Origin of the sequence: Sphingomonas swuensis (assembly GCF_039538045.1) — a bacterium.
GTDB classification, from domain to species: Bacteria; Pseudomonadota; Alphaproteobacteria; order Sphingomonadales; family Sphingomonadaceae; genus Sphingomicrobium; species Sphingomicrobium swuense.
Genome location: NZ_BAABBQ010000001.1, coordinates 2,199,387 through 2,225,255, shown reverse-complemented (window position 1 = coordinate 2,225,255; position 25,869 = coordinate 2,199,387). Strand labels below are relative to the sequence as shown.

Sequence of the window (25,869 nt, the reverse complement as noted above, 5' to 3'; positions counted from 1 at the left end):
TGGTGGTGGGAAGCGGAAGGTCCGCTTTCAGGCTGCAATCGGCAGAAGCCGACATTTGTTCAGGCGCGCCGTTGCGGCAGCAATGCGGCCTTTGTGAATGTTCGAGGTCGTTCGACAGCGTCGCGAAAGCTGACACTCGTTCAGCAGACACGCTTATGTCTCATCACGTTCAAAATCGGACTGTCCGCTTCCGGTCATCTGTGGATCTGATGGGTCGAAGGAGGTCGGCAGACCCCGGGTGTCGAGTCTTGGGTGACGGTGGTGGCCGAGATCGGTCTCGCATGGGTGTCGGCGCCGGGCGTCGCCTCCCTACCGTTGGTCGAGCATCTCCGCCGTCTGGTCGAAGTCGCTTGCGTCCATCTCGCCGGACTTTCACAAAGTTCGTCAGTGAAACCAACCACCTTGACGGGGGAATCGACGGCGATGCGGATGATGGGCGGACGAGTGTTGCTAGCAGCCTCATTGCTGGCGGGGACTGCGGTTCCAGCGCTGGCGGCGCAGCCGGCGGCGGCGGGGTGGCCAAGTGCGTCCGGGCTCGCCGTCGATCCAGCGTGGCGAACGGGCGTACTTCCGAACGGCATGCGTTTCGCCATCCGCCGCAATGCGACTCCGCCGGGCAGCGCGGTGATCAGGATGCATATCGAGACCGGCTCGCTCAATGAGGCCGAAGCGGACCGCGGGATCGCGCATTTCATCGAGCATATGGTGTTTAACGGAACGAAGAACGTTCCCGAGGGCGAGATGGTCAAACGGCTCGAGCGGGCAGGGCTCGCCTTCGGGGCGGACACTAATGCCCAGACCGGGTTCGAGGAGACGATCTACAAGCTCGACCTGCCGCAAGCCAAGCCGGAAATTGTCGACGAAGCCTTGTACCTGATGCGCGAGGTAGCCGACCGGGCGACCTTCAACCCGGCGGCTATCGACCGTGAGCGCGGAATCGTTCTGAGCGAGGAACGCAGTCGCGACACGCCGCAGATCCGTGCCCTTATCGGGCGGATCAACTTCCTGTTCCCGGGCCAGCGGCTCGGCCAGCGACTGCCGATCGGGCTGACCGACGTCATCAGGACCGTCACCCGCGAGCGGATGGTGGCCTATTACAACGCTTATTACCGACCCGAAAATACGACCATCGTCGCGGTCGGCGACGTCGATCCGGCCGAGCTCGAGCGCAAGATCCGGGCCGGCTTCGGCGACTGGAAGGGCGAAGGTGCGGCGGGTGTGCAGGCCAATCAGGGCAAGCCGCAGGCGCGTACCGCGTCGGCCGCCGACGTGCTGGTCGACCCGGGATTTCCGAACGTGTCGAGCCTGCTGTGGGTTCGCCCGGCCGACCTTTCGCCCGACACACGTGCGAAGCGGATAGCCGATCTTCGTGAGCTGATGGGGCTCGGGGTTTTAAACCAGCGGTTGCAGCGGCTCGCGACGAGCCCCAATCCGCCCTTCCTCGGCGCGCAGGCGATGGCCTCGCAAGAGGCGGACAGCGGTGACTATACGCAGATCTTCGCAATCACGGCGCCCGGCGGCTGGCAGGGGGGGCTGACCGCAATCGAACAGGAGCAGCGCCGGCTGGTGCAATATGGTCCGACCAAGCCCGAGCTCGACCAGGTGATTGCGGCGGTGCGAGGTGGGCTGACCAACGCGGTCGGCGGGGCGGCAACGCGCACGAACGTGGCGCTGGCGGAGGGGAAGATCGCCTCGCTCGCCGACGATACGATCGTCACCACGCCGGCCGACGACCTCGCCATGTTCGAGGAAGCGGTGAAAGGGCTGACCCCAGCGATAGTGCAGGAAGCTGTGCGTGGCGCGTTCGCCGGAACGGGGCCGCTGGCTCAGGTCACGGCGCCGAGCGCGGTAGCGGGCGGCAAGGAAGCGGTGCTGGCGGCTCTGCAATCCTCCACCAAAGTGGCGGTCGCCGCGCCGGTCGAGCGGGCGGCAGCGACCTGGCCGTATCAGAGCTTCGGGACGCCCGGGAAGGTCGCGTCGCGGCGCGTGTTTCCGGCGCTCGGCGCGACGGCGGTCACCTTTGCCAATGGCGTAAGGCTCACGGTGCGGCCGAATGCGGCGAGCAAGGATCAGATCCTGGTCCGGGCGCTGGTCGGCGACGGGCGGCTCGATCTGCCAACCGATCGCGCGGTGCCGGGCGTGATGCTCACTTTGGGTGCGCTGGCAGGAGCCGGGCTCGGCAAGATCACCGCCGAGGACACGGCGCAGGCGCTGGCCGGCCGCCAGGCGGCGGTGGCGTTCGGGATCGAGGACAATGGCTTCCGCTTCGACGGGACGACGCGCGCCGCCGACTTCGCTACGCAGATGCAGCTATTGACGGCGAGCATCACCGATCCGGGCTGGCGCGCGGCGGGGTGGGACCCGGTCCGACCGCTTGGCGGGACGATTCTCGACCGCTATGCGGCGAGCCCGGGCGGGGTGCTGGAGCGCGACCTCCAGAGCTTGCTGCGGGCCGGCGACAAGCGCTGGGCGACCCCGACGCGCGAGCAATTCGCGGCCTTCACGGTCGAGGATCTGAAGGCGCTGCTGGGGTCGGCGCTGGCGAACGATCCAATCGAGGTGATCATCGTCGGCGATGTCACCGTCGACGAGGCAATCCGCCAGACCGCGGCGACCTTCGGGGCGCTGCCAGCGCGGCGGGCGGCGAAGAATGCCGCGTTGGCGCCGCGTCTCCCCGCGCCGACCGCGCAGCCGATGGTTCTGACCCATGGCGGGCGGGCCGACCAAGCGGCGGGGCTGATCGCGTGGAGCACGCAGGGGCTCGACGTCGACCTCAAGACCGCGCGGACGATGAGCGTGCTAGCGGAAATCTATCAGCTGCGCCTGACCGCCAAGCTGCGCGAGGAGCAGGGCGCGACCTACAGCCCGGGCGCGGTTAGCCAGATGTCGGACGTGTGGGACAATTACGGCCTGATATTCGCGGTGATGGAAGCGCCGCCGGCGGCGCTGCCGAAATTCTTTAGCGACGCGCAGGCGATCGCGGGAGAACTGGCGGCGCGACCGGTGACCGCCGACGAACTGCTGCGCGCGCGGCGCCCGCTTGTCGAGCGACTCACGCAGAGCCGGACGACCAACGCTTACTGGCTGGGCGTGCTCGACGGGCTGGCGACCAACCCGCGAGTCGCGCCGCGAATCGAGAGCCAGATCCGGCTGGTCGAGGCGGTCACTCCGGCCGACCTGCAGGCGGCGGCGCGGCGATTTCTGGCGCCGAACAAGTCGTGGAAGCTGTCGGTGGTGCCGGCGGCTGCAGCGGCCAGGTAGCCGACGGTCAGAAGATCGGCCGGCAGCGCTGATCGAGGCGGGCGAGGAAGTCACCGAGCAGGAGGCACTCCTGAGCGGCGAGGGCGGCGAGGAGATAGGTCTCGATCGTCGCCGGGATATAGGCTTCGCCCGAGGTATTTGTCTTTTGAACTACCTCGTCCGCCTTGATCCAGTCCTCGGCGTGCAGAAGTTCTCGCCAATCGGCGTTGCTGACCAGTCCATCGTGATCTTCGGTAAGTCCAAGCATGATGATGCATTTTTGGGAGGTGCGCGACATTGGTTTTGTGATCGAGCTTCCATCTGCCAGCCATAGCGCCGGTCATAGCCACTCGCAGCCTGTCTTCGCTGAGCTTCAGCGCGTTGAAGGCAATTGAATGCTGCCGGGCCAAGGCGACTTGGTCGGCGATGGCCTTGAACAGGCTAGCTCAAAGGCGCCGAAGTCGTTACGTTTGCGACTGCAAAAGGACAATGTGCGCCGACCAGCGCCCCTGAGGCAAAGAGAAGTTCACGGACAAACATCCGCACGTCGCGCCGCCCACGGCGCCAAGTTCATCATCGACGGCGGTACCGTGCGGACGGTGTGAGCTTGCCCGGAGGCGCATGTCGGGGCCAGAGACGTAATCTTGTTCGCTGGGCTTGAGCCCTCAGCTCAGCGCTGCATGTCGACCGATGCCGTGAAGGGCGAAAGGTGGTGGAAAGCGGAACGGCCGCTCTTGGTGGATGCGGGCGAAGAGCCGACGTTCGTTCATGCGGAGGGTAGGAGCGGCTTAGCGCCCATGCCAGTCGTTCCGGAGCGGCGCTGCCGGATCCCTAAGCGGACCCTCGTTCAGCTATGTTGCTAATGTCCGGAATCGACCCATTGCAGACATTGCGCTAAGCCGTTGCGGCTGCAAGAATGTCCGTTCAATCATCGGAGCTTGCGTGATGCTCATGGCTTCACTTGCTGTTGCGGCAGTAATCATGGCCCAACATACGGACGCTGCTCGAACCAGTGCGATGGTGATTGCTCAAGCGCACGACCGGTGCATGGCCGGTTTTGCTGTGCGTCTTACCAAGACCTCAGCCACTGACGATGCAGTCTACTCTGAGGCGGTGGCGGGTTGCAGAGCGCTCCGCGAGCAGCGTGATGCTGCTGTTGCGCGGGAGTTTGCGCCCGAACAGGCTGCCCACCTAACCAGATTCTTCGAGGCGCAAGCCAAGCCAAGCTTCCTTCGTCTGCTTGAACGGATAAGGAACGACCGTCTGCAAGGAAGGAATGTAGAAGCTCATTGAGGGTAACCTTGCGAGCTACCTGCTCATGTCCGCTTTCCACCCAAAGCGGACATTCCGCTTTTGACCCATTCCGGACATCAAAGCGCGGCGCATGTTCGCTTTTACCGTTCACGATTACTCGGAGGCGGCATGGCCTCCGAGAACGAGCGTCCTCGGTTCTGAACTCGGCGGCTCGTCTCGGTCGCGGACCTTGCTATCGTGCTGGAGTGCGACCTTCCTCGACCATCGTTCCGGAAAGGACGTCGGCCACCCTGAAATAAACGATCTCGTTCCTTCCCTCGGGCGAAGCGTTTTCGCCCTCAGCAAGCATCTGTCCCACGATGCGGCACTGAGCGAAGTTGCCTCGATAGCCACAATCGCTGACCTTAATGACGGCCATCCGAGGCATGCTTTTGGCATGAGCAAGTTCCGCCATGCGAATGAGCACACCTTGCTGAACTAACTTCACGCTCATGCCGGAGCGTCCTTGCCCATAAACTCTGATTTGGTTGTTCTTCCTGTATGCTTGGTCGACACCAACCTTTTGACCATTTGGTAAGACGACCCATCCATCGCTGGCGTATGCAGGTATGGACGAGAGGAGAAGCCAAGCTAATAAGAAAGAACGCATTCCACTTCTCCTACGGGTTGGTGAGTAGCATGCTTAGCCACTACGCTGCTTGCTGCAATTGACTTGCCCGCGACATGCATCGATCCTGCGCAACTGCGGCACATCTGCATCCCTACCGCTCGCTAGAGATTCATCGCGTATGTCGGAAGCTGCGCTTACAAGCCTTGGTCGAAAGTCCGATTTCCGCCCAAAGCCGACAGTCCGCTTTCGACCCATTGCGGACATTCAGCAGATGGTTGAGAAGAGGGCCATGCGTCCGTTGCAACTTCTGGCATTCGTGTTGATGTCTGCTCATTGCGCTGTCGGCAATGCGCAGCGCACGCCCGTGATTGCTCCTCCGGCCACTCGCCAGCTTAGTGGCTTAGGGTCGCCCGAGGCCGATTCACTACTCGCCAAAGTAAAGGACGCGCAGAGGCGATTATCGGCAGGCGAAGTCCAAACCTTTGAACTCTTGGCTGGCTCGGTTGCCTCGTCTGAAGCTGCAAGAATCTCACCGCGCGAGGCTTTCTTAGGGGTGCCCTTTGACAAAGTTTGGAAGATAGAAAGAGTCCGCACCGACAATCGTCTTTGGCAGCCTTTCAAACTTGCCTACGCACCAAAGGGACTGGGTCAGCTATACTGGGATATAGAGGTGGTTCTGGGCTTCAACGGCGACATCGAACAAGTGTCTATGACATACAAAGTGCCCGCACCCTTCTGAGGCTAATGTCTGCTTTCGACCCAATTCGGACAACTCTAATCAGGAGGCGGTGCACCATCTGAGCTTTGGCCTTAGTGGCGATCGTTCAGCCCGCGATAGATCAGAATAGAGCCCAATAGGATTAAGAAAGCTGCCTCGACCCAAAACAGCAGAGGATCCTCTGCCGCGCTTATGGTGCTCCGGCGCAGCTTTATCTCGCCGTCGACAATCTGCGAGAGAACGATTGCGTGCACAAGTAGACCTAGCCCAACTGTAGCGCAGCCTCGCATAAATCGTCTTTCGCTACTTGCTTTTGCCTCAATAGCACGCTGGCGTCAGCACAAGCATAGCCGGTTGCTCAAGACAGACACTAGGTCCGTTTTCCACGCATTGCGGACGTCAATTACCAATCTCTTGTCAGAAGCACCTCGCCCAGCCTGCGCAGCACGGCGGGCAGTGTGAACCACGCGATGGAGAGCGCCAGCCAGAGAACGATTAGCAACTTGGCGGTCCGCCCGCGAAGCCAAAGACCCTGGCGGATAGGAAAATGACCGCGCTTCCAAAACCAGATTGCGAGAGCAACGGCAGCGCCGTTGAGCCACAGCCATATCAGGAGTGGATTGCTCGTTGTGAAGTCCGGAATGTCGAGATCGAGTGCGCCTCGAAGAACGGTGTAAAGGAGGCCGAAGTGGATCAGCGCTACTGGAACTGCATAGTAGCCCACTTTCGCGAACAGCCTCGCTTCTTCGATTGCAGTGGACTCCTCATCAGAACCTACGCGGGCAAAACCTTCTGCCGGTTCAGGCCCATTCTCCTCCGTCTCATGAGACTCCCGGTAACCCATGACTTTTCTCTGACAGAGCAAACGTCCGCTTTCCACCCGAAGCGGACATCAGGAAGGTGAGCAGCAGCCTGCAACCCCGGTCTCCCGTGCTTCCTGTATGGGCGGGCATGGAACGTCACCGTATGAGCAGTAAACGCAGCAATCGCCCTTGAGTGGGCGAAGGACGGCGCTGCAATGCTTGCAATCGTAGAAAAACTGACAAGCGTCGGTGGGCATCTCGTCGGTGGAAGCTCCCCCACATTCAGGGCAGGTGAGTGTCGATGCTAGAAGAGTCATGTGCCAACTACTTTCGTGAGCGGCGCTTCAATGAACGGCCACGCCGCTGCAATGACCACGAGAAGCGAGGCCACTATCAAAAGCAGAAACGTCGTTTTCGATGGAGGCGCGCAATCAACGCCCACGGCACATGCCCGACGGCGGTGCAGATAAAGAAACCATCCAGTCGCGACCGCAACAAGAGCGATGACCGACAGTGGCCAATGGAATGGCACCATCGGCGTCAAGGCGCCCGCGCCGACGCCGACACCGGCGAGCATCAACGGAAGCACGCAGCATGCCGCGCCTGCGGTTGTAGCTCCAAGGCCGGTTGCCGCCGCAATCGCAGCGAAAGTTGTTTCCGAGAACTTCATGCCGCTGCTCTAGATGTCAGGGTAGGCTTGAGCAACGTCGACAGTCGCCCCCATTGCGATCAAGGAGGAGCGGGCGTTATGCTACTCAGGGAGACCGCTAGATGGATCACGCGACGCCGAACCTGCCGAGCCGGGACTTCGAAGCGACATCGCAGTTCTATCGGAAGCTAGGTTTCGACGAGGGCTGGCGTGACGACGGGTGGATGATCCTGAAGCGCGGCGGCTCGACGCTGGAGTTCTTTCCTCATCCGGATCTGGACCCTGCAACGGGCAACTTTAGCTGCTGCCTGCGTCTAGATGACATGCAAGAACTCTACGAAATCTGCAAAGCTGCTGGATTGCCAGAGCAGTGTTGGGGGTGGCCTCGCCTTCATCCGCCAACCGAAGAAGATAGCGGTAAAACCATCGCCTACATGGTCGATCTAGACGGAACGCTCGTTCGCCTCATCCAAAACTGACGAAATGTCTGCTTTCCACCCGTAGCGGACATGAGCGCGTCAGCGCGTGTCCTCGCTCTTCTGCGCCGTGTCCGCGAAAGCGGAAGTGCAGGTCAGCCGACGAAGAAGGGCAGGGCCAGGAACATTAGACTGGTCGGCGCCAGGGCGACGGCGAAAAGCTTGAGAACTGCGGCGGCGCCCTGCCTCTTTGCCTCCTGCTGACGAGCCAACATGAGGAGCAGCGACGCGACGACCAGCAGCAGGCCCGAGATGGGGCTGATCTGAACGCCGTCGCGGCCGGCGAGATCGGCGAAGGTGCGGCTGCCGGCAACGCCGAGCCAAAGGGTCAGCGCGGCACCGCCAAGGGCCAGGGCGAGCGCCAGGACCGTGGCGAGGGCGCGGTGGCGACGCGAGGGCTGCCAGGGGGTCACGAGACGCCAGCGATGAGGACGATCGCGGCAACGATGAGCCCGCCGACGAACAAGCTGCCGAATACCCACCATAGGCCCTGCCGTTGCTCGGCCCTCGTCATCACGCGGCCGGGTCCGCGGCGCGAGTGGAGGAGGATCGCGCCCGCACCAAGCAGCAGGAAACCGGGGGCCGGGCTGCCAAGCACGGGTTCGATCCAGCCAACCTGTCCGGCCCAGTACAGACCGATGACGATGGCGCCCACGGTGTCGAGGGAAACGCCGAACCATTGCGTCCGATTATAAGGGCGCGCTGGCGGGCCCAGCGTCGTCGCCCGCGGATCGTAGGAGGAGGTGCGGTAACTCATCGCGCGATCTCCAGCAGCAGGTCGCTGCCGAGTGGGAGAGGAGTGATGACAACGCCGAGGATGGTGTATGCGATCGCCCAGCGACGGGCTGCGCGGGGGCTAAGGCGATCGTCGGGCTGCGGCTGGCTGGCCCGCAGCCACATAATGCCCGCGAAGATCCACATGAGGGGTCCGACAGTGGTGAACTTGTCTTGCCAGGCGCTCAGCGAAGGAAAGACGCCCGCGTCGAGAAGCGCCAGGAACGCCGTCAGCAGCGCGATAGCGACGGCCGCGAAGGCGAAGCGCCCCTCCGCCGGAGTCGCAGTCGCGCCAGGATCCGAGCGGTAGCCGGCCATCATCGTGCCGCTCCGAGCAGGCCGTCGAGGAAGCCAGCAAGGAACAAAGTGGCGGCAGCCGAAAGGATAGCGGAGCCAACAAGATGCTTCACCCGCTCGCGTGCGCTGTTGGTGCGGCCAAAGCACCGGCCGAACAGGAATGCCGCAGCGACAAAGCCAAGGAGCCCCGCAGACAAACGAAGACCAGACCGTGCCTCGACCGGCACGCCCAACGACGAGCCAATTGGGCTACTGGCGATTAGCAGAGCAAGGCCGAAGACTAGCGCAACGAGGCCGAGAACGAGACCGCGTCCGCCCGTCTCCGAGTGCCTGGTTTGAAGAAAAGGGTTGCGAATCATGCCCCTGCTCCTTTGGCGAGAGAACGGAAGCTTAGCCGAGCCAACCCTGCCGACGAGCAACGTCTGTCAGACGAGCCAAGGAATTCGACCAATGGCACATTGCGACTGAGGGCCGTAACGAAGCCGGTTTATGTCCGCTTTCCACCCATTGCGGACGTTGGCACTAGGACCGATTGTGCATGGGTGCCGCACGTCTTTGCTGATCTGGATGCCCTTGCTCATGCCTTAATGGAGAGGCTGGGGGCAGCCGCCATCATCGGGATCGATGGGTGGACCGGGAGTGGCAAAACCACCCTCAGCAAAGCACTAGCCGACAGAGTGGGCGGTTCCACCTTCGATCTGGATAACGCTCTTACCCGTGACCTGAGGCGGTACGTTACCGCAATCCGGCTCGATGAAGTCGCGGTCGCTCTAAGCCACACAGACCGATTGATGTTCGTGTCAGGCATATGCCTCAGGCAAGTCCTGACGAACGCAGGTTGCGCTGCTTCAGTCCACATCTACGTCAAGCGAATGGCCGCTTGGGGTTGGGCTGATGAGAATGAGCTAGTCCCTGGGCTAATACCCGAGGTTCGAGGAGCAAGCGGAGAGCTGGTGCGGCAAGAGCTCCGTTCCTACCACGAACGGTGGAGGCCACACCTTCAGGCTGACTTCGAGTTTCAGCGCCCCGGCTAGGCGTCTAAATGTCTGCTATGGGTCGGAAGCGGACTGTCGGCTTTGGGTGGAAAGCGGACCTTCGGCTAAGGTGTGCGCTAAGGATTGTCCACAGGATTAAGAAGCAATGGTTCTTTGCCAAAACCCAGGAGATACACAGGTCCGCGATAACGCCCCCCGTAGCTGTAGAAGCAGGTGAGGGCTGACAACACGTCGGCTGCGTAGCTGTCCGGCTCGCCGTGCCCGACCGCTGACTTGAACGGAAGCAGCCCCAACTCGATGCGAGCATTTGGATAGCATGATACGCTGAACGGCTCTTTGGAGGTCGGTTCTGGATGAACAAATCTCAAGCCGATCCGATTGTAGTGTAAGGGGACCGAGAACTCGCAATCAGGTGCTGCAAAGCGAAACACGGCGTAGTTCTCGTCGAAGCGCCCGCCCCTCAACTCAAGACTCAGATTGCGTTCGCGATCTACGACCTTGTCGTCAGTGTCAGCTACGAAGCCCATCTTACCATGGTAAGCTGCCACAGAACGTCCGCAATGGGTCGAACTCAGATGTCCTTCTTGGATGTCCGCATTGGGTGGAAAGCGGACTTCGGCAAGTCTATGCCATCAACATGTGGCTCGCGCTTACGGCCTTGTTTCTCGTCGCAGCAGCAATAGCCTCCGCGTCCAATGTCGTCTTCGGACAGCGTGCCGAAAGCTACTCGGCCAAGGCGGGCTGCCTTTCGATCATGCTCCCTGTGGTGATGACCTTGCTCGCGAGCTTTGGCCTTGCCTACTATCTGGCAAGTTCCTGTGCGCCTGGCTGTGACGGCGCAGGGCCAGTGATGATCGGGGCCTTCGGACTGTTGGCCACCATTCCCGCAGGACTGGGTGGAGGGACCGGATACATTCTCGCTGGTCTTTGGACTGGGAGAAAACGGCCTGACGGCGATTAGATTCGTCCTACTGTCCGCAATGGGTCGATTCGGGATTTCGAGGCGTGCTGATCTCCCAGCCCGCCGAGCAGGGGATGGCGTAGATGCGTCAGCGAAGACTATTTGGCGTTGCGGGCTTGCTGCTCCTAGGCGCAATGGTCGGGCCGCCCTTGGCTGGCTCAGCATCCACTCTGTTCTGGAATGAAGCGGCTGATGGGAACACGGCGTCCAGCGTCGCTGCGCGCATGTATGATCGCATCTACCCGCTTCCAGTCGGATTGATCTTGGTCCCCGAAGAGGAACGCATGCTCGACGTGAGTCTCGGCATATCTTGCGCGCAACCATACCTCGAGAGGATGGCGACTGGCGACTGGGGGACGATAGTGCTCGAGGAGACAGTCAGACAACACTCAGCAAGGAGGCTTGATAACCTGCTGAACGTCGAACCTGCTCATGCTGCTCTCTTGTCCGTCCCTCTTCCGGTACTCGGCGCACTTGATGCCTGCATTGGCGGCAGCCTTTTGCTCGGCGGTTTCTGCGAAGCTTTTGCGCGAAGGATCACCGACAAAGCTCGCTCAATAGCCGCTTCAAAGCGGGCGGAGTTCGCCAATGTCGTTCAGCGTGAAACCGAGCCGATCTGGTGTGCGGCTGCGCAGAAGAACAACGACGGCAATTCAAATTAAAACAGGGCCAACCGCTCATAACCGGATGTCTCCTTTGGGTGGAAAGCAGACATTGAAAATGATGACCGGAATGGGTGGGAAGCGGACGTCGGCGATTGGCTGTTTGCCTCGCATTGATAGGCGGCTCCACAAGAGATCAGTTGAGCTGCTCGTTCAGGTAACGCGCGAACTTGGTCTCTGCCTTTGCCAGGGCTGCTTGATACCCCTCGGGATCAATGAACGGCTTGGCAGGGTCCGTGCCAGCCTGCCTCTCCTGAAGCTTGCGCCAGCGTCCGAAGTCACGGGCATGCGGCGTCAGGTAGATGTCCGCCTGCAGGGCCTTCAGCCGGCCTAGACTCTGCCCGAAGGCCTGCTTGACGCCGGGGTAATCGCCTCTCCTGCCAATTGGCTCAAACGGCGACGGGCTGAGACTGCAGATATTTACCGCGAGCAGGTCGCGCCCGGCATCCCGCACCGGAAAGGACCAAGAGGTGCAACCGCGCGTGTGCCCGGGCGTGATATGCGCCGTGAGCTTCACCGGACCGACACTTGCGATCGCGCCATCAGCGATCCTTCGATCAACCTTAGCACCTGGAAAAGCGAGGAGCCCGCTTGCCGCGAGGAATCTTAGCGGACCTGACGACTGGTCCGCGGCCCCTCCACTCTCCACCGCATCGGCGTCGCCTTCGCTGACCCACAGTTGCGCGCCGCTCGCTCGTTTGAGTTCGGCGAGCCCACCGGCATGGTCGAAATGCCCGTGTGAGTTGAGCAGGAGTCTGACGTCTTCGATACGGAAGCCAAGCTTCTTGATGCTCGCAATGATCAGCCGCGCCGTGCCCGGATAGCCACCGTCGATCAGTACGTGTCCTTGCGGACCTGTAATCAGGAAGGCGGTCACGTCGTTCGCCCCGACGTAGTAGAGATTGCCGGCGATACGGAACGGGGCAACCGCCTGCTGCCCGCCATCGTAGCTGGCTGCTTTCCAGAATTGATGCGCGGTCACCAGACCTATTGCAAGAAAACTGGCGAAGACCCAGCGCCACTTAACCCTGAAGTCCTTGAGTTGCAGCATCCGACCTGTCCTTTGTTACGCGACGTCGGATCTGACTGTTTGTGCGACTGAAGACATGAGCGGAATGTGAGCATTCCATGATGCCGTAACCGGCAGGCTCGATGCACCTAGGAGGTGGCACGACCAACGCTTCAACCCCAACCAGCAAGCCATGTAGGCCACAAAGGCGGCTCGCAAGGTCGGCAGGGTGCCTACCGCTGCTAGTGCGTCCCACCTGCGTGAAGTCTTGTCGGCATATGCCATGCGCCATGAACGTGACTACACCCGCAATGTCCGCAACGGGTCGAAAGCGGACATAGCCGCTAAGCTGAACGGGCGTCAGCATTCGGCCTCCACGCGTTAGAATCGGACGGTCTCCTGGCGGCCACTTTCCGACAAAAGAGCTACCTGACCCTAGGGTCTGCTCGTGGTGGCAAGCGGACAGGCAGCTTTCGGGTTGGCACTGTCACATAGAAGACGTTCGTTCAGGTGGACGAAATTGTCAGCTTAGCGCCCATCTTAGTTGCACAGGCAAAGCTCTCGGCACGCGAATGCTGACGCAAGCGGAGCAAAACGGGCGCGAGACCCGTCAGCTAGGCTCAGAGTTCCAACGGCCTGGAGGCTGCCCGCTTGATCAGCGGAGCCGCAAAGTCGAGCTCCCGGGCCTGTCCCACCAGCTCCGCAGGCTTGGTCTCGACGTCGGCCACAATGCGCCTTCGGGCGGACGGCAGCGCCTTGTCTTGGGCTCCGCCGCTGTACCAGTCATCGATCAGCTCGATGAACGAGCGGACGAAGGTCCTCGGTTCGGTGGTCTGGATGTGTACCGGATCGATTAGTACCTGTATCCGCCTTCCATCGCGGTGGACCACTACGATGTGCGCCAGCTGGGCGTTCACCAGCCGCAGGCCGAGCGCTCCGATCTCGTCGAAGCCCCATTCCGCCATATGCCACTCGCGGTTATCGTGCAGGCCATGGATCATCCGGTCGGCCCCGACCAAGAAAAGAATGTTGCCGTGTTGCTCCTCCCGATCGTCGGCCCCAAAATTAGCGTAGGCGAGATAGATGCGGTTGGCGGCCCGCTCCCCGATTCTCTGTGCCTGATCCACCGCGGCCGCGTCGACATTGCCATGGACCTTCTTCACCATCCTGAGATGGCGCCCGCTGAGCGCAGTTCCCGCTCCCGCGACGAGCAGGAAGGTCGCAAGCACGCTGAAGCCTTCCACGGCCATGTAGAGGAAGCAGGCGACGGCAATAAGGATTCCGTAGGGCACCAGGGAATCGTAGCCCCTTGCGATCTGCGCATCTCGCTGGCGCCACAGGGGAAAGGATTGGCCCGGTCGGTAGGGCTCCGCCGCCTTCAGCCCGATGATGAGGAAGGTTGCCCCGAGCCCGCCGAAGACGAGCAGGAAGGCCCAAGACAAAAAGCCGCCGCCGCCGAGAACGAAGAGGGCGGCCAATGCCGCGATCGACAGGAAGCCGATGCAGAACTTTCGGTACCTTGCCGGGGCGAGCAGCCGGATGACCTGCAGATCGTTCAGCACCAGCATTATTCGTCCCCCTGCCCCGTCCTTCGCCCGACCCGTCGAGCTCCGCAGGACTCAGACCTCAAGCCTTCTGGCCGTGGGTGAGAAGCTGGGGGAGATTTCCTCAATGATCGGCGTGGCGAACGCGATGCCTTGCGCCTGGCCAACCAGTTCGGGCTTTCGCTCCCCCTCACTGCCCATGTCCGTCACCACCCGGCGACGCGACGCCGCAGCCGGAGTCGCAGCCCCGTCCAGTGCCCAATGGTCAATCAGCTCGAGCAGCGAACGGATGAAGGTCCGCGGCTCGGTGGTCATGATTAGCGCGGGGTCGAGGGTGATGAGGGTCGACGTGCCATCCTCAAATTCGAGGTATATGCAGCTCTCGTGCTGCTCGGTCTGGCGAAGACCGAGCGCATGGATGCGGTCGAACGGCTGCTCGGTCGAACGCCAGTCGTGGCCGTCATGATGGCAGGTGATCACCCGGTCCGCGCCGACCAGGAAGATCATGTTGCCCTTGCGCTCCTGCGGATCATCAGCCCCGTAATTGGCGTAAGCTAGGTAGATGCTGTTGCGGCCTTTCGCGCCGAGATCCGCGGCAATGCCGACTGCGGCTGCGTCGACATCGCCGTGCGCGGACTTGGCGATTAGGCCATAGTAAGCATAGCCGGCGAGGCCGAGGCCACCCAGCAGGCCCTTGGCGAGGCCAGCATTGAAGCCGGAGTTAAAGCCCCAGAGCAGGGCGGCACCGGAGAGTGCTAATCCAACAACGATCATCAGCTTGTAGCCAAGAACGATCTTGCTGTCAGTGCCGCGCCACCCTTTGAGAGAGCGCCGCGGCTGGTAAGGTTTCGGCGGCAGCAAGCCCATGAAGGTCACGACCGCGCCGCCGCCGCCGAAGAAAAGGAGGCAGGCCCAAGCGACCCAGCCGCCCTCGTCCGCGACCATAAACAGGGCGAGGACCGTGAAGGCCGCAACACCCGCGACCAAGGCCCAGAACACCCCCTTCCGTGTACGCCTCATCACGTGAACCGGATTCAGTACCAGCATCCTCTTCAGCTCCTCTCTTGCGCTCGTCTGTCAGAAATCCAGCGCGCGTCCGCCGACCGCCTGCCGGTCCTTTGCTTCGCCCGGAGCCGTCATCCTATGCTCCGGAATGGTCGCGGCCACCGCATTTTCCGACGCCCAGCGCCGCACTTTGCTGATGTCCGTTGCCCGCATTTTGGCCATAGGCACCAACCGCGCGATGGTGGTCTCGAAATCCCCCATGCCAAGGATTGAGTCACCACCCTCGAGGTGGCGCCGCCAAGCTTCTAATAAGGCATCGTTGACCCAGCTCTCCAGCTCAGCCCCCGAAAGTCTGATCTCGTCACCGAACCGCTCCTCGCCGGACGCGGCGGCGAGCCGTTCAAGGTCCAGCCCGGCCTCTGCCCGTCCGCGCCGCCGGAGGTGGATGTCTAGGATCTGCGACCGCTCCGCTCTAGTCGGCAGGTCGACGAAGAAGATCTCGTCGAAGCGACCCTTGCGAAGCAGTTCGGGGGGAAGGCCGCCGATGTCGTTCGCTGTCGCGATCACGAACACGGGGGCGCTCTTGTCCTGCATCCAGGTGAGCAGAGTTCCAAACACTCGCGCCGACGTTCCGCCGTCGCCGCCCGATCCGCCGACCCCAGAAAGGCCTTTCTCGATCTCGTCGATCCAGAGAACGGCCGGAGCGATCGACTCCGCGGTCGAGATTGCCTGCCGGACATTGGCTTCCGAGGAGCCGACAAGTCCCTGGAACACCTTGCCGACGTCCAGCCGGAGCAGCGGCAGCTGCCAGGCCGCGGCGACGCACTTTGCGACCAGCGACTTGCCGCAGCCCGGAATTCCGGTCAGCAGCACGCCCTTGGGCGCCGCCAGCCCGAAATCCCTCGCCGCCGGACTGAAGGCAGTGGCCCTGAGCGCCAGCCAGCGCTTCAGGGTCTCGAGCCCACCGACGCTCTGCAGCGACAGGCCGCCGGTGTCGACATATTCGAGGATTCCGCTCTTGCGGACTATTTGCCGCTTTTCCTCCAGAATGATCGCGACCGTGTCGGCATTCAGCGACCGGGTCGCTACCAGCGCCCGGGCAAGGCAGTTCTCCGTCTCAATGGTCGTCAGGCCGAGCGAGGCCTCGACAAGCGCCGAGATCGTCTCGGGCCTTGAGTCGATGCGCAACCGCTCGTCGCCCGCCCGCTCGCTCGCGAAGGCGCCGATCAGTTGCTGCAATTGTGACCTCGTCGGAAGCGGATAGTCGAACAAGGCGACGTCCTTGACCAGGTCCTCCGGTGGATTTGCTGACACGCCCAGAAGCAGGCAGTTGGCGCGATAGCCTTGCGTCCGGATGGCGTTGGCCAGCTCCTTCAGCCGCCGCCGGTAGATGGGTGGAGACGTCTTGGTCAGGAAGGCGTCCGCGTCGACGAACACCATGAGCAGCGGCTCGCCGCTCCGCGCGCGCTGCTCGCAATAGTCAATCGCGGCGCGGAGGTCCGAGGTCTTCTCGCCCGCTACCTTGCCGCGCACCTTGACGCCTTCGGTGGAGGTCCAAACGAGCAGGTTGTGCTGGAGTTCGCTGGCGATCCGCTCGAGGTCCGCCAAGGACCTGCTTTCCTCCGCCGACACTATCTGGATGAGCGCGTAGCGCGCGCGGATGGCACTCTTCAGTTCTTCGTAGAAGTCCACGTCTTTCTCCGTGGGTAGCCGGTGACGGTTGCATTCGGCCCCGTCCCGACCACCAGTTCGATTATATGATGGGGGGTAAGCTCGTCCGCCCGGATCCGCCCGCCACGAAGCAGCAGCGACTTGCCGGCAAAGGGATGGTCGTTCGCAGCCGAATAGCGGCCGGCTAGGACCGCATCGCAACGGGCAATGACCGCGCGCATGACGCTGCTCCGGCGAATCTCGGCAAGCTCGTGACCGGTGAACAGAAGCACGTCGAGAGCGGGGTCAAGCCTGTCGAGCAGATGCGCCACGGCCCGCGCTTGAGCGAGCGGTTCCCCGCCACTCAGCGTGAGTCCGCGGAGCCCTGAGGCGCGGGCCGAAGCGTTCACCTGCCTGGCAAGCGCCGGCACCTCGATGATCTCGCCGTTGGCCTTGGCATGGCTGTCAGGGTTGAAGCAGCCTTCGCAGGCAAGCGCGCAGCCCTGTGTCCAGACCACGAAACGTTGGCCGGGGCCGTTTGCCAACGACGATGGACAAAGGGAATGCACCCGTAGCTTCAAGCGCCCAGCCTCAGCACCTGCACCACTTCATCGTCGATGGTCTCGTGGTACGAAGGCTTCCACTCCGTCAGCAGCTCGGCGGTAGCCGACGCCAGCAGGTCCTCGAGCTCGGCGGTCAGCTCGGCGCAGCGGCCGCCCAAGACGCCGGCCACTTCTTCCTCAACGTGGTCGCCGACGCTGCGAAGGATAACTCGCCGGGCAAGATCCGGCCCGAAGCGGATGACCATCCCGTCAGGCTGCTCCTCCATAGTCCAGGGCACACCGCCATCATCGAGCGAGGCGCAGAGCGTGCGCTCGGCGGCGACGGCGAGATAAGCGAAGCGGAATGCCGCCTCTAGCGCCTCGACCCGCTCGTGGTCGGCTAGGGCGGACCGATCGTCGCTTTCGATCACTAGCTGGAAGTCGCTGCCGCTTCGCACGAGAAACAGCTGAAAGGGCGAGTGGCGCGCGCAGATAGCCCGGGACACGCCCTTTCCAGCGATCCCAATGTGCCCCAGAACGGCCTTGGCCAAGTCGCTGTCATACCACGAGATGACCGCCGTCTCCGGCCGCAGCCCGAGCCTTCGGAATGCCCCGACCGCAATGGCTTCGTCGCGGTAACTAAACTGGAAACGCGTACAGTGCGACAAGCGCCTACCCCCAATCATTAGGTCGCATCGCCGGCGCCGACCGTCAACTTGGGTGGCGAAATATTCAGCAAGCCCGTTCGTGGCGCTTGCGCTTACTGACCGGGATCGTAGATTGCATGTCCCATGCTTCATCTCCTCAGGCCAACAGCGGCCGAGGAGAAAACGAGGGGACAGGCTGCGCATTGGGCTTGCCGGCCTCAACGCGTCCCGATGAACCAACGTCCGCTCACGGGCAGCGTCGATCAACGTTTGAACGTCCGAGAGTGGGTCTTTTCGGACGCGGATGTAGCTGAGCTAAGCAGCCTGAACGATCGGAGGGCCTAGCCAATTTAGAGGTCCGCCTTGTTGTAACGTCGCCGGTTACAACAGGTGTCTGTTGCGACTGACCAGATTGGCGTCATGTGACTCAACCCTCATCTTTGAGGGTCAGCCTTGTGTCCTGTGTCGCAAAGAGCAGTTTGGACGTCAAAAAAGCGCCAGAGAGCAAGCGCTTAGCCTTCGGGCAGAGCACTGTCGTGAATGGTTCAGACAGCTGCCGAGGGCGCACGACCCAATCTGAGACAATCACTGAAGCTGAAGGCTGCCTCCCCATCATGGACGAAGAGGTCGAGTTGCTTCATCGCTTCTTCGGCCCGCAGATCCTAGCTTTGTTCGCCTGAGGAGTAACATGGCACCCGAACTTCCCGCTGTTCTCGCCAGGCCTGCTCTACGCGCCGTCGCCTATGTCCGGGTTTCCACGAGCCGCCAGGCAGAGCACGAAACCAGCCTGACTGATCAGGTCGGAGCCATCACCCGCTTCTGCGAGGGCAGGGGCATCGACCTTGCCGAGATCTATCGTGAGCCCGGGGCATCAGCCACGGACGACCATCGGCCTCAGTTCAGGGCAATGATCGAGGCAGCAACAGCTCGCGAGCGGCCATACGATCTTGTGATCGTCCACAGCTTCAGCCGCTTCTTCCGCGATCAGTTCGAGTTCGAACGCTACCGACGCAAGCTTGCGAAGGCCAAGGTCGAACTGGTCTCGATCACTCAGGATGTCGGAGAAGGCGCCACCGGAGATTTGGTGCGCTCAATCCTGAGCAAGTTCGACGAGTATCAGAGTGCTGAGAACGCAAAGCACGTGCGCCGCTCCATGCTCGCCAACGCGCAGCAGGGCTTCTGGAATGGTTCACGCCCACCGCTTGGCTACAAGGTGATCGTGGCCGAGCGACGGGGCGACAAGGACAAGAAGGTCCTTGCGATTGATGAACTTGAAGCCCCGATCATACGTCGCATCTTCTCGCTCTATCTTGAGGGTGACGGCACCAGCGGACCTCTGGGCGTCAAGAAGATCGTCTCTTTTCTGAACGGCCGCGGGTACAGGTATCGGGGTAAGCCCTTCCACGTGTCCAACGTGAACGCTGTCCTTCGCCGCACCACCTACATGGGCACTCACTACTTCAACCAGAAAGACTCCCGTGCAGGCGAGCGCCGGCCTCGCGAACAGTGGGTTGAGCTGGCTGTGCCCGTCATCATCGCCGAGGACGACTTCCAGACTGTTCAGGCGCGGCTTGCCGAGCGCAACCCGCGGCGCACGCCGGCACGGGTTGTCTCCGGCCCCACGCTGCTGATCGGCCTTGCGAAATGCCTTGGCTGCGGTGGGGCCATGACTATCCGTACCGGCAAGTCTGGCCAGTACCGATACTATGCTTGCTCTCGCCGAGCCACGCAGGGTGAAACTGCTTGCAAGGGCGGCGCAATCCGGATGGAGAAGCTGGACGACGCTGTTCTGGGAGCCCTTGAGCAGAGGATTGTGGCTCCTGAGCGCTTGCCGGACCTGCTTTCTGCGTTCCTCGAGAAGAGCGACGCTTCCGACGCTCGTCGCCGCGAGGAGCTGGCGCTGCTTCGCTCTGCCAGAACCAACAGCTCAGGTGCCCTTAATCGCCTCTACGAGCTGGTCGAGCAGGGGATGGCCTCGCCCTCAGACCGTGACTTCGCTGAGCGCCTGACCCTTCATCGCCAGCGCGTCTCAACCCTGACCAGCAACATCTGCAGTCTCGAGCGGCAACTCACTTCAGATCGCCGTCGAATCACGCCAGAGCTGGTGGAGAAATTCGGAGCTTTGCTGCGGGAAGGCCTCCGCAATGGCAACCCGGCACTCCGGCAGGCCTACACAAGGCTGCTGGTCGACGAAGTTTCCGTTGCTGCGGGCGAAGTCTGCATTCGAGGCTCTCGCAAGGCCCTCGAAACGGCAGTGCTGGCTAGCTCGGCAGCAAGCAGAGCACCGGTGCCCAGCTCTGCACGTGATGTGAGGCTGCACTAAAGCTGCGCTCCTACAAGAGGGGCCTGTTTGCTTTGCAACGAGGATCATTGGCACAAAGATGCTCCCAGGGCCGCGTCCGTTTGCAGGCGATTGCGCCGATCGCACGGGTAGAACTCACGGAGCCTGCCACAGAGGGGTAAATCAGTGGCCTGCTGGGTGGAGCGGCACCGGGTACAATGAGGACCGGCGTTCGAGATCGCGACAGTCGCATGCTTAAGCAGCTTGCCTTTCTGTTCTCTATACGTTCTCAACGGCATCATGCGGCGAGTCGACGATAAGCACCTGCGCGAGCTTGCGCTCGAAACGATTGAGGAAGCGGCCGCTGCAGCTCACATGGGTCCGGTTCGCCGAAGCAGAGGGATCGCGCTGGCCCTTGCGTGGCTCCGCCACAGGGGCAGTGAAAAGGTTCTGCCGCTCTGGCCGTTTAATGGATTTTGGGAGGGGCTGGGCAGCGAGCGACAGCATGATCGCTGGTCTGCCGTGAACGCTGCTGCCAATGCGATTTATCTGGCGCTCGATGTGCCTCGGCGTCCGGCTGTAATTTCAGCTTTCGAGTGTCAGCTGCGGCACACATCTGGAGGGAGCGAGGCTGCCGGCCCTACCAAAGGGAAAGCCGGTATGCCGGATCGCGACCTGAATCACTCAGGTGAGACCTAGCTGTCTTTCTGCAGCTTCACGACACCAACCTGCCGGGCCGAGCAGGGGCACCATCATCTCCTTGGCTAGGGCAAACGCCGTCTTCGGCGCTATGCCCAGGCGAAGAGCGATTTCGCGGCTGCTGATGTGAATTCTGCTGAGCCTGACAATTTCCGGGAAGTCCACGGCCTTGGAGTCACCGCGCACAGATGCCATCCCCTTAAGTAGCGGCGTGGAGGATTTGGGGGAGAGGTTCAGCACTTCGCCAGCATCTCGCCGCGACATCACGTTGCTAAACTTCGCGCCCTCATAGTTGGAAACTTCGAAGAAAAATGAGCGAAGGAAGCGAATGCAGGTGTGGTCTACAAGAATCTGCTCTGTCAGTGCCCCAGTGCAATGATCGAGTTTGAAGGGCAGTGCACCATCAAGCAGGGCTTTGAAGATCGGTCCCCAAGGCTTCGCTCGGCCGCCAATTGAACCCACGGCGGTTCGCAGCGTGATGGGCTCGCTTGCGAGAGAAGATCGGGATGAGGATCCGATCCTCGCGATCAGGTCGTCAAGGACGGGCCCAGCGATCTGCGGAGCGCCATACCGAGGTATGCAGAAGCAATCGCCGTGAGTTTGCAGCATCTGCATCGCGATCAGCTGTTCAACGCCGTGGTGAGAGATGCCGAGCTTCCACGCTGCGCTCTCCAATGAAACCCGGCACACAATGATTTCGGCCAACTCGTCAATCTCGGCGGCGTCGTAACGGGGTGCTGCCCGACCCTCATGCAGGGCAAAAACAGTTCCAAGCGCACCCTGCCTACGAAGATCAGCGACGCCCTTGGTAGAATATCCGAGGCGAGCCGCCGCATCCTGAGTGCTGAGTGTCTGCCTGCCCAGATGACTGGAGTTTGGACCGTCGAGATCGATAGAGGAGCGGAACTGCTCAATCGTGTCTCGTAATTGGCGTGTAAGTCCTTCGTGACTGGGTAGTCGAAGGAAGCGCATTGTGCTTCCGCCATTGCCGTCTTGATGACGGGTGGATGCGCTGCTTAGCCGGTACGCCATCAGGCCTTGAAGCGAATGGGGCCAGTCCAAAAGCATGTTCCAGGCAGCCGCGATGGCTTCGACCACCACAGATTTAGGCTGATTCCAGCTTGCATTCGTGCCGTATCGGGCTGGCGTGATGCGTGGCTGAATGACGATCGCCACCCTGACGAGCAATTCATACGTTTCAGCTAGGCCAAGATGCTGCAAGGCGGCGGGAAGTGCACCCAGGCTGTGCTGCCGGCGAGCGGTATCCGGGTGGACCAGGCCTACGGCCGCCTCAAGGCTTGGTCGAAGCTCGTTCGGTACGACGTCGGACTCGACCGCTGAGAGATCCTCAACGCACCGATCACAACGAGCGACACCATTGGTGTGGTGCCAACGCTGGATACGCTCACAGCGAGCACAGCAATCTACAAGGTATTGCCATGTCTCGCAGCAGAAGGGGAAGGCTCGGAGCTGCCACAGCGCTCTATGGTGGGGCGAGATAGACAAAGCAGCCGGCGCGAAGCGCCTTACTGCGATGTCGATATCATTTCGCGGAATGGGCACCCCAAAGAACGCACGGCGCCCGGCATTATCGGTCGGATAAGAGCGAAGCTGCAGGTCTTCGACATCGACGCGCAGGCAATCGGCAATGACAGGAAGACCATCCCAGTTCGACGTCGATAACGTCGGCTTATGGCCATAGATCACGCCAGCCAGGCTCGTGATCGTTAGGGCATTCTCGATCCAGTTGGCTGCGGCAACCCTGGCGATGTAGCCGTCCAGCGACTCCCCCATGATGACGGGCTTCGGTGCCTCGATGCGCCATGGTGCTCGGGCATGCTGACTAGCTGTCGCCATGGCCTACTTAGCCCGGAAAGGGTTGTAGGCGATGCAGTGGTTGGCGATCGACCAATCATCAACTGCGTCAGCAAGGTCTTCGCGCCCGATGGCAGCGTCGTCTCGCCGCACAGCAGCGGCGAGAGCTGTCTCGATGACGCGGCAGAGCTGGCGAAGGTTTCCGTTGGACGCCTCGCAAAGAAGGCGAGCGAGAGCTTCTTCAGCAAGTCCTGACGAGAGCCGAAGGATGCCTCGATCGACGAGTTCGCCGTCTAAGCCGCTAACGAAGCCAAGGAACAGCTCTCTGTCCTCCTCCACAAGCCAATCGAGAGGATCCATGGTAACCGGAGCATCCAATCGACCGGCAAGATCCGGGCTGCGCTTGAAAACGTCGCGTGCTTCCTCAGTAGCCAGAAACGCCATCGGGACGATGCCGCGATCCATCACGTCACGGAGAGCGGTCGCGATTGCTGAACTCATGGTCGGCCGGCGAGCCGCGCGGTTGAACTCGTCGATGATCAGCAACTGTGTCTCATAGCGCTCGAGAGCGTCGAAGGCCCGCATCCAGAGGACTGGCTCTGCACCATGCTCAGGACGTGGGACACCCATGGCTTTCAAGATGCTCGCGGGAATGGACCGAGTGGTGCCTGAGCCGTCGACCGTCGCGATGACAACAGGCTGGCTTCCTGGGGCATGCTCATCAGCCGCTTCAACGTAGGCTTTGAAACGCTCAGCTCCGACCGTCTTGCCTGAGCCAGTGTTTGCGATGAGGCGGACTCCGCCTTGTGTCTGCCCCTTCGAGAGTTGACCAGTCAATCGAAGCTCGTCGAGGGCAGCGACAAGCTCATCCTGCCGAGGGTAGGGGAGGCGGATCGCGCGAAACGAGGCCCGCGCCTCTGCCACACGACGCGAACGCTCGGAGGGGCGCTCCGCGCGCCCCTCCTTGCCGTTATCGGCCCGGACCGAGGTGTTCATCTGTTCGGCCATCTGACTGACCTCACTCATAGCTGCCGCTCACGCGGCGGGTGCGGGTGGGGCGACGGGCAGGCATCTTGCTCTCCTGACTCTCACTGGGCTGGCCCGCGTCACGACGGTCCCGTTTGTTCTTCGGCTTGCGAGATTGGTCGACAGGAAGTCGAGGAGCCAAAATCTCGTCGTCCAGCATCGTAGTTGCTGAGAGGTCGTGGGCGATGAACTCGTCGAGAGAAATGGCTTCTGGTTCGTCCATGTGGAGGTGGACGAGGTTGCCCGTGATCTGCCGGAGACGCGGGATCTCGTAGAGGCGTGCGACCGTAAGCCGCTCACGATGCTTAGCCTCCGGCGAGATGTTGCGAATGGCCTTGATGCGCCGCGAACGGAAAGCAATCCGCTCTGCCTCTGTGTTGAAGGCGGCCGCCTCTTCACGCGCACGCTCTAGGAGCTGATTGTGAAACCATAGCGGCATGCCGTTTGCATAGGTTTCGTCCGAGCAGCGAAGGATGGTGTGAGTCTTCTTGACGCGATTCCAGACGTGGACCACCGAGATATCTTGAGGGTCGTACTTCACCTTCACGGTGGCGATTGCATCTGCCCGCGACTGCCGCCGGGGTTCCACGGCAACGAGGTCTTCGAGCAAGCTCGGAACGCCGCGAATGCAGTGGTAGCGCAGGTTGAAGAGCCGCAAGCCGGTGTTGGACAGCTGCACGGCTGGTGACACATCCATGATTTCGCGTTGGAAGCCCGCAAGGTCGTGGATCAAGTCGATCCCATGCTTGGCGACACTCTTCTCGAAAACGAGCGCAGGCTGGCGGTCTTGGAGGCCGGAATGTGTCGAGATGTGATATTCCGCGATCGCGGCATTCACCAAGGCCTCCAGCTCGCGCACCGTGACGCATGCTTCCTGCTCGGGGTCGTGGCCGAGCTTACGCGCAAGCGCGATGGGCTTCGATCCGCCTGGAATCAGCTTGGTGACTTTCTCTTGCAGCGTGGGAAAAATGCGCTCGCCGATCGCGCGGTAGCGGGGCTTCTTGATGGGGCAGTGACGGACGGCAAAACCGGCCCCCTTGGCAGCGTCTTCGAGCGCCTGGCTCCGGAACTCAGCTGCGTTATCGACGATGATTTCGGCCGCCTTGCCGCAGATGCGGCGAAGGATGGGGTATCGCTCGATGAGCTTGGGCGGGGGGCGCTTCGGAAGGCTCGCACGCTTCAGCACCTCGCCTACCGTCCAGTAGGAAGGTGGGAGGTAGCTAATAACGTGGCCGAGAATCACCTCGCTGTGAACGTCAATCATGACGATCAGCCATGGCTTGCCGGCCACCATCTCGTGATCGAGGTCGAGAACGAAGAACCCGTTGATCGGCGTATGGTCGATGATCGCCAGTTCGAGGGCGCGCTTTGCCGTCAGCGGGCGGCCTGAACCCTTCCAGTCGGCGTCGCTAGCGGCTTTGCCGTCGCGAGCTTCGCGGGTAACGGCCCCAATCAGCGCCCGGCAGGCTCGCCGCACGGTAGCGTAGTGCGGAATAGGATAGGGCTTCTCGGGTTTGGGATAGAGCGACGAGTTACCAGCATTGATGTCGCGCAACTCGTTGCTGATTTCAGTGGTCACGTCCGCGTAGCTGAGCTGCTGCGTCCAATTCAGGAGAGCACCCTTCTGAAGGACTTCCTGCGGTACGTCATCGAAGTAGGGAGCGCGGCGGACCCGGCCGGTCATCCGCACCATGTCGCGGATGTTACGGTCGCCTGCGAAACCACGGTCGGTACGCCACCGCTTGATGGTATGCGGATTGTCGTGCTCGCCGTACTTTTCGCGAAGCTCAGGCGTCCAATAATCGCCCAACGCCAATCCGATCGCCTTGACGCCATTCGGTACTCCGTGATCGTCGAGGATCTCGCATTGTGCGAGCATCTTGCGGGCCTTGGGGTCCAGTTCGTCGCAATCAGCGAACGTCCACTCCGCCTCAGAAGCCATCTTACGAGCGATCGATGCCCGCTCGGTCTCTCGTACGATAAGACGGCCTTCCAAGAGCAGCTCATCATAGCCCTCGGGCGTCAGCAACCCCATGAAGCCCTCTTTGTCTTCGATGATGTAGGGCAGGCCCGTTTGGCAGTGCATCAGATGAATGCGGCCCGGCATGGGCAAGCCAACGTACTTGTAAGGCGCCTCATCGATCTCGATGATTGTGTTCAGAGGGTAATTGTAATGCGACATAGCCTTCTCCCTGTTAGGCAATAGTTGTCC

The 25,869-nt window shown here is 61.6% G+C and carries 27 protein-coding genes; 8 read left to right on the top strand and 19 right to left on the bottom strand.

Annotated elements, in window-relative coordinates; genetic code table 11:
* The first annotated feature begins 579 nt into the window (after positions 1–579).
* The gene (locus tag ABD727_RS11070) at positions 580–3,261 is read left to right on the top strand and encodes a M16 family metallopeptidase (RefSeq protein WP_344707438.1); all 2,682 of its coding nucleotides are present in this window, start codon (positions 580–582) and stop codon (positions 3,259–3,261) included.
* Positions 3,262–3,268: 7 nt separating this feature from the next.
* On the opposite strand, the gene ABD727_RS11065 is transcribed toward ABD727_RS11070, so the two are convergent.
* Positions 3,269–3,508: a hypothetical protein gene (locus tag ABD727_RS11065; protein ID WP_344707437.1), complete on the bottom strand. Its 240-nt coding sequence runs from the start codon at positions 3,506–3,508 to the stop codon at positions 3,269–3,271.
* Between ABD727_RS11065 and ABD727_RS11060 the strand changes: the two genes are divergently transcribed.
* On the top strand, positions 3,507–3,635 hold the full coding sequence (locus ABD727_RS11060; RefSeq protein ID WP_344707436.1) for a hypothetical protein: 129 nt from the start codon (positions 3,507–3,509) through the stop codon (positions 3,633–3,635). The genes ABD727_RS11065 and ABD727_RS11060 overlap by 2 nt on opposite strands.
* A gap of 586 nt (positions 3,636–4,221) precedes the next feature.
* On the top strand, positions 4,222–4,533 hold the full coding sequence (locus ABD727_RS11055; RefSeq protein ID WP_344707435.1) for a hypothetical protein: 312 nt from the start codon (positions 4,222–4,224) through the stop codon (positions 4,531–4,533).
* A gap of 193 nt (positions 4,534–4,726) precedes the next feature.
* On the opposite strand, the gene ABD727_RS11050 is transcribed toward ABD727_RS11055, so the two are convergent.
* The gene (locus tag ABD727_RS11050) at positions 4,727–5,143 is read right to left on the bottom strand and encodes a hypothetical protein (RefSeq protein WP_344707434.1); all 417 of its coding nucleotides are present in this window, start codon (positions 5,141–5,143) and stop codon (positions 4,727–4,729) included.
* Between the two features lie 250 nt (positions 5,144–5,393).
* Between ABD727_RS11050 and ABD727_RS11045 the strand changes: the two genes are divergently transcribed.
* Entirely contained in the window at positions 5,394–5,843 is a 450-nt protein-coding gene (locus tag ABD727_RS11045; protein ID WP_344707433.1) for a hypothetical protein, read from the top strand.
* A 382-nt stretch (positions 5,844–6,225) separates the two neighbouring features.
* Here the strand turns inward: ABD727_RS11045 and ABD727_RS11040 are convergent, their stop codons facing one another.
* From ABD727_RS11040 to ABD727_RS11030, 3 genes are read right to left on the bottom strand one after another with little or no spacing between them, the layout of a single operon-like run.
* Positions 6,226–6,666, bottom strand: coding sequence for a hypothetical protein (locus tag ABD727_RS11040; RefSeq protein ID WP_344707432.1), 441 nt, complete (start codon positions 6,664–6,666; stop codon positions 6,226–6,228).
* Positions 6,667–6,714: 48 nt separating this feature from the next.
* The gene (locus ABD727_RS11035) at positions 6,715–6,942 is read right to left on the bottom strand and encodes a GDCCVxC domain-containing (seleno)protein (protein ID WP_168067879.1); all 228 of its coding nucleotides are present in this window, start codon (positions 6,940–6,942) and stop codon (positions 6,715–6,717) included.
* Positions 6,939–7,295 (bottom strand): hypothetical protein, encoded by a 357-nt coding sequence (locus ABD727_RS11030; protein WP_344707431.1) that lies wholly within the window; start codon positions 7,293–7,295, stop codon positions 6,939–6,941. Before ABD727_RS11030 ends, ABD727_RS11035 begins: the two co-directional genes overlap by 4 nt.
* A 101-nt stretch (positions 7,296–7,396) precedes the next feature.
* On the opposite strand from ABD727_RS11030, the gene ABD727_RS11025 reads away from it, so the two are divergent.
* A complete protein-coding gene (locus ABD727_RS11025; protein WP_168067877.1) occupies positions 7,397–7,753 on the top strand; it encodes a bleomycin resistance protein in 357 nt (118 codons plus the stop codon).
* A gap of 92 nt (positions 7,754–7,845) precedes the next feature.
* On the opposite strand, the gene ABD727_RS11020 is transcribed toward ABD727_RS11025, so the two are convergent.
* The 5 genes from ABD727_RS11020 to ABD727_RS11000 form a co-directional block, all read right to left on the bottom strand.
* Positions 7,846–8,163: a hypothetical protein gene (locus tag ABD727_RS11020; protein ID WP_344707430.1), complete on the bottom strand. Its 318-nt coding sequence runs from the start codon at positions 8,161–8,163 to the stop codon at positions 7,846–7,848.
* Complete coding sequence (locus ABD727_RS11015) at positions 8,160–8,507, bottom strand: hypothetical protein (protein WP_344707429.1); 348 nt, start codon at positions 8,505–8,507, stop codon at positions 8,160–8,162. Before ABD727_RS11015 ends, ABD727_RS11020 begins: the two co-directional genes overlap by 4 nt.
* The gene (locus ABD727_RS11010; RefSeq protein WP_344707428.1) at positions 8,504–8,845 is read right to left on the bottom strand and encodes a hypothetical protein; all 342 of its coding nucleotides are present in this window, start codon (positions 8,843–8,845) and stop codon (positions 8,504–8,506) included. Before ABD727_RS11010 ends, ABD727_RS11015 begins: the two co-directional genes overlap by 4 nt.
* Positions 8,842–9,180 carry a hypothetical protein gene (locus ABD727_RS11005; RefSeq protein WP_344707427.1) on the bottom strand — a complete coding sequence of 113 codons (339 nt, stop codon included), beginning with the start codon at positions 9,178–9,180 and terminating at the stop codon, positions 8,842–8,844. The genes ABD727_RS11010 and ABD727_RS11005 overlap by 4 nt, the downstream gene beginning before the upstream one ends.
* A 752-nt stretch (positions 9,181–9,932) precedes the next feature.
* Positions 9,933–10,343: a hypothetical protein gene (locus ABD727_RS11000; protein ID WP_344707426.1), complete on the bottom strand. Its 411-nt coding sequence runs from the start codon at positions 10,341–10,343 to the stop codon at positions 9,933–9,935.
* 658 nt (positions 10,344–11,001) lie between these two features.
* Between ABD727_RS11000 and ABD727_RS10995 the strand changes: the two genes are divergently transcribed.
* The gene (locus tag ABD727_RS10995) at positions 11,002–11,439 is read left to right on the top strand and encodes a hypothetical protein (RefSeq protein ID WP_344707425.1); all 438 of its coding nucleotides are present in this window, start codon (positions 11,002–11,004) and stop codon (positions 11,437–11,439) included.
* A 136-nt stretch (positions 11,440–11,575) separates the two neighbouring features.
* On the opposite strand, the gene bla is transcribed toward ABD727_RS10995, so the two are convergent.
* The 6 genes from bla to ABD727_RS10965 form a co-directional block, all read right to left on the bottom strand.
* Positions 11,576–12,490: a subclass B3 metallo-beta-lactamase gene (bla, locus tag ABD727_RS10990; protein WP_344707424.1), complete on the bottom strand. Its 915-nt coding sequence runs from the start codon at positions 12,488–12,490 to the stop codon at positions 11,576–11,578.
* Between the two features lie 578 nt (positions 12,491–13,068).
* Complete coding sequence (locus ABD727_RS10985; protein ID WP_344707423.1) at positions 13,069–14,016, bottom strand: hypothetical protein; 948 nt, start codon at positions 14,014–14,016, stop codon at positions 13,069–13,071.
* A gap of 51 nt (positions 14,017–14,067) precedes the next feature.
* A complete protein-coding gene (locus ABD727_RS10980) occupies positions 14,068–15,039 on the bottom strand; it encodes a hypothetical protein (RefSeq protein ID WP_344707422.1) in 972 nt (323 codons plus the stop codon).
* A 30-nt stretch (positions 15,040–15,069) separates the two neighbouring features.
* Positions 15,070–16,689, bottom strand: coding sequence for an AAA family ATPase (locus tag ABD727_RS10975; RefSeq protein WP_344707421.1), 1,620 nt, complete (start codon positions 16,687–16,689; stop codon positions 15,070–15,072).
* Positions 16,668–17,228: a 4Fe-4S single cluster domain-containing protein gene (locus tag ABD727_RS10970; RefSeq protein ID WP_344707420.1), complete on the bottom strand. Its 561-nt coding sequence runs from the start codon at positions 17,226–17,228 to the stop codon at positions 16,668–16,670. The genes ABD727_RS10975 and ABD727_RS10970 overlap by 22 nt, the downstream gene beginning before the upstream one ends.
* Entirely contained in the window at positions 17,225–17,740 is a 516-nt protein-coding gene (locus ABD727_RS10965) for a DUF2997 domain-containing protein (protein WP_344707419.1), read from the bottom strand. The genes ABD727_RS10970 and ABD727_RS10965 overlap by 4 nt, the downstream gene beginning before the upstream one ends.
* Positions 17,741–18,524: 784 nt before the next feature.
* Here ABD727_RS10965 and ABD727_RS10960 point away from each other — a divergent pair.
* Together ABD727_RS10960 and ABD727_RS10955 are read left to right on the top strand one after the other, a co-directional pair.
* Positions 18,525–20,159 (top strand): recombinase family protein, encoded by a 1,635-nt coding sequence (locus ABD727_RS10960; protein WP_344707418.1) that lies wholly within the window; start codon positions 18,525–18,527, stop codon positions 20,157–20,159.
* A 258-nt stretch (positions 20,160–20,417) separates the two neighbouring features.
* A complete protein-coding gene (locus ABD727_RS10955) occupies positions 20,418–20,816 on the top strand; it encodes a hypothetical protein (RefSeq protein ID WP_344707417.1) in 399 nt (132 codons plus the stop codon).
* Here ABD727_RS10955 and ABD727_RS10950 read toward each other — a convergent pair.
* From ABD727_RS10950 to ABD727_RS10940, 3 genes are read right to left on the bottom strand one after another with little or no spacing between them, the layout of a single operon-like run.
* Positions 20,802–22,673 carry a hypothetical protein gene (locus ABD727_RS10950; RefSeq protein WP_344707416.1) on the bottom strand — a complete coding sequence of 624 codons (1,872 nt, stop codon included), beginning with the start codon at positions 22,671–22,673 and terminating at the stop codon, positions 20,802–20,804. The two genes, ABD727_RS10955 and ABD727_RS10950, sit on opposite strands and share 15 nt — an antisense overlap.
* Before the next feature lie 3 nt (positions 22,674–22,676).
* Positions 22,677–23,639 carry a TniB family NTP-binding protein gene (locus ABD727_RS10945; protein ID WP_344707415.1) on the bottom strand — a complete coding sequence of 321 codons (963 nt, stop codon included), beginning with the start codon at positions 23,637–23,639 and terminating at the stop codon, positions 22,677–22,679.
* 10 nt (positions 23,640–23,649) lie between these two features.
* Entirely contained in the window at positions 23,650–25,839 is a 2,190-nt protein-coding gene (locus ABD727_RS10940) for an integrase catalytic domain-containing protein (RefSeq protein ID WP_344707414.1), read from the bottom strand.
* Positions 25,840–25,869: the final 30 nt, after the last annotated feature.

What these genes read in the sequence shown, in the direction of transcription:
- ABD727_RS11070 (WP_344707438.1), top strand. Translation starts at nt 580, where the DNA reads ATGCGTTTCGCCATCCGCCGCAATGCGACTCCGCCGGGCAGCGCGGTG.
- ABD727_RS11035 (WP_168067879.1), bottom strand. Translation starts at nt 6,942, where the DNA reads ATGACTCTTCTAGCATCGACACTCACCTGCCCTGAATGTGGGGGAGCT.
- ABD727_RS11005 (WP_344707427.1), bottom strand. Translation starts at nt 9,180, where the DNA reads ATGATTCGCAACCCTTTTCTTCAAACCAGGCACTCGGAGACGGGCGGA.
- ABD727_RS11040 (WP_344707432.1), bottom strand. Translation starts at nt 6,666, where the DNA reads ATGGGTTACCGGGAGTCTCATGAGACGGAGGAGAATGGGCCTGAACCG.
- ABD727_RS11055 (WP_344707435.1), top strand. Translation starts at nt 4,222, where the DNA reads ATGGCCCAACATACGGACGCTGCTCGAACCAGTGCGATGGTGATTGCT.
- ABD727_RS10960 (WP_344707418.1), top strand. Translation starts at nt 18,525, where the DNA reads ATGGCACCCGAACTTCCCGCTGTTCTCGCCAGGCCTGCTCTACGCGCC.
- ABD727_RS10940 (WP_344707414.1), bottom strand. Translation starts at nt 25,839, where the DNA reads ATGTCGCATTACAATTACCCTCTGAACACAATCATCGAGATCGATGAG.
- ABD727_RS11025 (WP_168067877.1), top strand. Translation starts at nt 7,397, where the DNA reads ATGGATCACGCGACGCCGAACCTGCCGAGCCGGGACTTCGAAGCGACA.
- ABD727_RS11000 (WP_344707426.1), bottom strand. Translation starts at nt 10,343, where the DNA reads ATGGGCTTCGTAGCTGACACTGACGACAAGGTCGTAGATCGCGAACGC.
- bla (WP_344707424.1), bottom strand. Translation starts at nt 12,490, where the DNA reads ATGCTGCAACTCAAGGACTTCAGGGTTAAGTGGCGCTGGGTCTTCGCC.
- ABD727_RS10985 (WP_344707423.1), bottom strand. Translation starts at nt 14,016, where the DNA reads ATGCTGGTGCTGAACGATCTGCAGGTCATCCGGCTGCTCGCCCCGGCA.
- ABD727_RS11015 (WP_344707429.1), bottom strand. Translation starts at nt 8,507, where the DNA reads ATGAGTTACCGCACCTCCTCCTACGATCCGCGGGCGACGACGCTGGGC.
- ABD727_RS10980 (WP_344707422.1), bottom strand. Translation starts at nt 15,039, where the DNA reads ATGCTGGTACTGAATCCGGTTCACGTGATGAGGCGTACACGGAAGGGG.
- ABD727_RS10945 (WP_344707415.1), bottom strand. Translation starts at nt 23,639, where the DNA reads ATGGCCGAACAGATGAACACCTCGGTCCGGGCCGATAACGGCAAGGAG.
- ABD727_RS10955 (WP_344707417.1), top strand. Translation starts at nt 20,418, where the DNA reads ATGCGGCGAGTCGACGATAAGCACCTGCGCGAGCTTGCGCTCGAAACG.
- ABD727_RS11010 (WP_344707428.1), bottom strand. Translation starts at nt 8,845, where the DNA reads ATGATGGCCGGCTACCGCTCGGATCCTGGCGCGACTGCGACTCCGGCG.
- ABD727_RS11065 (WP_344707437.1), bottom strand. Translation starts at nt 3,508, where the DNA reads ATGCTTGGACTTACCGAAGATCACGATGGACTGGTCAGCAACGCCGAT.
- ABD727_RS10995 (WP_344707425.1), top strand. Translation starts at nt 11,002, where the DNA reads ATGTATGATCGCATCTACCCGCTTCCAGTCGGATTGATCTTGGTCCCC.
- ABD727_RS11060 (WP_344707436.1), top strand. Translation starts at nt 3,507, where the DNA reads ATGATGATGCATTTTTGGGAGGTGCGCGACATTGGTTTTGTGATCGAG.
- ABD727_RS10950 (WP_344707416.1), bottom strand. Translation starts at nt 22,673, where the DNA reads ATGGCGACAGCTAGTCAGCATGCCCGAGCACCATGGCGCATCGAGGCA.
- ABD727_RS11050 (WP_344707434.1), bottom strand. Translation starts at nt 5,143, where the DNA reads ATGCGTTCTTTCTTATTAGCTTGGCTTCTCCTCTCGTCCATACCTGCA.
- ABD727_RS11030 (WP_344707431.1), bottom strand. Translation starts at nt 7,295, where the DNA reads ATGAAGTTCTCGGAAACAACTTTCGCTGCGATTGCGGCGGCAACCGGC.
- ABD727_RS11045 (WP_344707433.1), top strand. Translation starts at nt 5,394, where the DNA reads ATGCGTCCGTTGCAACTTCTGGCATTCGTGTTGATGTCTGCTCATTGC.